Below are 2,465 nucleotides of genomic sequence, written 5' to 3' on the forward strand. Positions count from 1 at the left end.
GGCGATCGCCTGTTCGGTGATTTTCTCGTTTTTACGCGTCAGGTCCTTCAGCGCTTCGTAGGGTTGCGGATAGCCTTCACGGCGCAAAACGGTCTGTATACCTTCGGCTACTACGGCCCAGTTTTCCTCCAGGTGGTGGCGCAGCGCCGCTTCATTCAGTTCCAGTTTGCCGATGCCGCGCTCCAGCGACTTCAGCGCGATCAGGATGTGGGCCAGCGGCACGCCGACGTTGCGCAGTACGGTAGAGTCCGTCAGGTCACGCTGCAGGCGGGAGATCGGCAATTTGGCCGACAAGTGCTCCAGCACGGCATTGGCTATACCTAAGTTTCCTTCCGCGTTCTCGAAGTCAATCGGGTTCACCTTGTGCGGCATGGCCGAGGAACCGATCTCACCGGCTTTGATCTTCTGCTTAAAATACCCCATCGATACATACTGCCACACGTCGCGTGAGAAGTCGATCAGGATGGTGTTCAGTCGCTTCAGGCCGTCAAAATAGGCCGCCAGGTTATCGTAATGCTCTATCTGGGTAGTATACTGGCTGCGGCGCAGACCGAGTACCTCCTGCACAAAACGGTTCCCGAACTCGGGCCAGTTCACATCCGGGTAAGCCACATGGTGGGCATTGAAGTTGCCGGTAGCTCCCCCAAATTTAGCTGAAAAGGGTACCTGGCGCACCTGGGCCAGCTGCGCATCGAGGCGCTCGGCAAATACCATGATCTCCTTGCCCAGCCGGGTAGGAGAGGCGGGCTGGCCGTGGGTATGCGCCAGCATCGGGATGTCCTTCCACTGCTGCGCCAGTTCGGCCAGCGTCTGGTGCAGTTGGAGGTAGAGGGGCATGAGCACCTTGTCATCGGCTTCGCGCAATGAGAGGGGTATAGCCGTGTTGTTCACATCCTGGGAGGTTAGCCCGAAGTGGATGAACTCTTTGTACTGGCCCAATCCAAGTCCGTCAAATCTCTCTTTGATGAAATACTCCACCGCTTTCACATCGTGGTTGGTGGTCTTCTCTGTATCTTTGATGCGCAGGGCATCGGCTTCCGAAAACTGCTCGTAAATGGCACGGAGCGCTGCAAACTGCTGGGAAGGTACGCCCGCCAGCTGAGGCAGGGGCAATTCGCACAGCGCTATAAAATACTCGACCTCTACCAGTACCCGGTAGCGGATCAGGCCGAATTCAGAAAAATAGGCAGCAAGTTCAGACGTGTTGCGGCGATAGCGGCCATCAACAGGAGATATGGCAGTAAGTGAAGTCAGGTTCATGAACGAGAATGTTTCTTTGGTCAAAGATAAGCAGCTTTGGGCAAGTAAGCCAGAAAGCCGGACGTATTTCAGCTTGCCCTCATTTGCCCCGTAAAGCGTTGCCGGGCGAGAGAACCGGAAAGAAAGCATGCGTCCGGATACAGGTTGTCGTAAGTAGGTATGCTGCCCGCACCAACTTTGGCACTTGGCTTGCAATGGGAAGAGCAAAAGCCTGTAGGCAATATCAAAATCCGGCCTACACCGTATGTGGGTTGAATAACACAAATTATACGTATCTACGTATGGTTAAGAAGTAATATATAATATCAGTACTATATTTTGATACTTAATCTTATTAGCGTAATTCGCATCTGAATATTTTGAACCAACGATTGAAAAAACGAATATTGATTGGGGCCGGCGTGCTGCTGGCCTTCCTCTTCCTCCTCACTATTGCCTTATTTGCCTTCAGAAGCAGGTTGTTAAGCTACACCATCAGCCGTGTAGAAGAAAAGGTAGAGAGCAAATACCCTGTAGATTTGACAATTAGCCAAGCCAGGTTCACGGATTTGACCTCAGTGGTACTCACCGGGATCTCGTTAACTCCTCATGGCCAGGACACGCTTTTCCGGACCGACAGTGTACATGCTGCCGTCGGGTTCCGGTCCTTGTTTAAAGGGCGAATCGTGCTGCGGCGGCTGGAAGTGGTCAATGGCTACCTGACGGCTGTGAAGAAAGGGGACCAGAACAATTTCTCTTTTCTGCTGAAAAAAGAGGCTGACGGTCAACCAACTGATACCACAGCCAGCAAATCACGGAACTATGGGGAGTTGCTGAACCGGCTACTGGAGACAGCTTTTGACAATGTGCCGGATCAGGTGGATTTCAAGAACCTCAATGTCACCTTCACGTCTACCAACCGGAACATCGATGTCCGGATGCCCTATCTGACCATCGAAAATGGCGACATCAATTCCCAGGTATCTATCCGAACGGACTCGCTTGTGAACAACATGCGGGTAAAAGGAAAGATCGATGCCCGTAATTACAACGTCAGTACGAGTCTCTTCGCCTCCGACGACCACGGCATCAGGCTGCCGTATGTCCAGGAAAAGTTTGATGGCGTCGTCTCCTTCGATACACTTCACCTCAACCTCAAGGAAAAAAGCTACAAGCGCAACAGGCTAACTGTAAAAGGCAGCGCCATGGTCAATAATCTGGTGGTT

General features: G+C 52.3%; 1 protein-coding gene and 1 pseudogene. One reads left to right on the top strand and one right to left on the bottom strand.

Annotation, left to right across the window (positions count from 1 at the left end; genetic code table 11):
- The coding region (gene purB, locus OB13_RS10815; RefSeq protein ID WP_461490180.1) for an adenylosuccinate lyase at positions 1–1,260 on the bottom strand (1,260 nt) is incomplete at its 3' end.
- A gap of 371 nt (positions 1,261–1,631) precedes the next feature.
- Between purB and OB13_RS10820 the strand changes: the two are divergent.
- Positions 1,632–2,465: pseudogene (locus OB13_RS10820) on the top strand (penicillin-binding protein); the annotation flags it as partial.

The sequence above is a fragment of the Pontibacter sp. HJ8 genome, assembly GCF_054824225.1.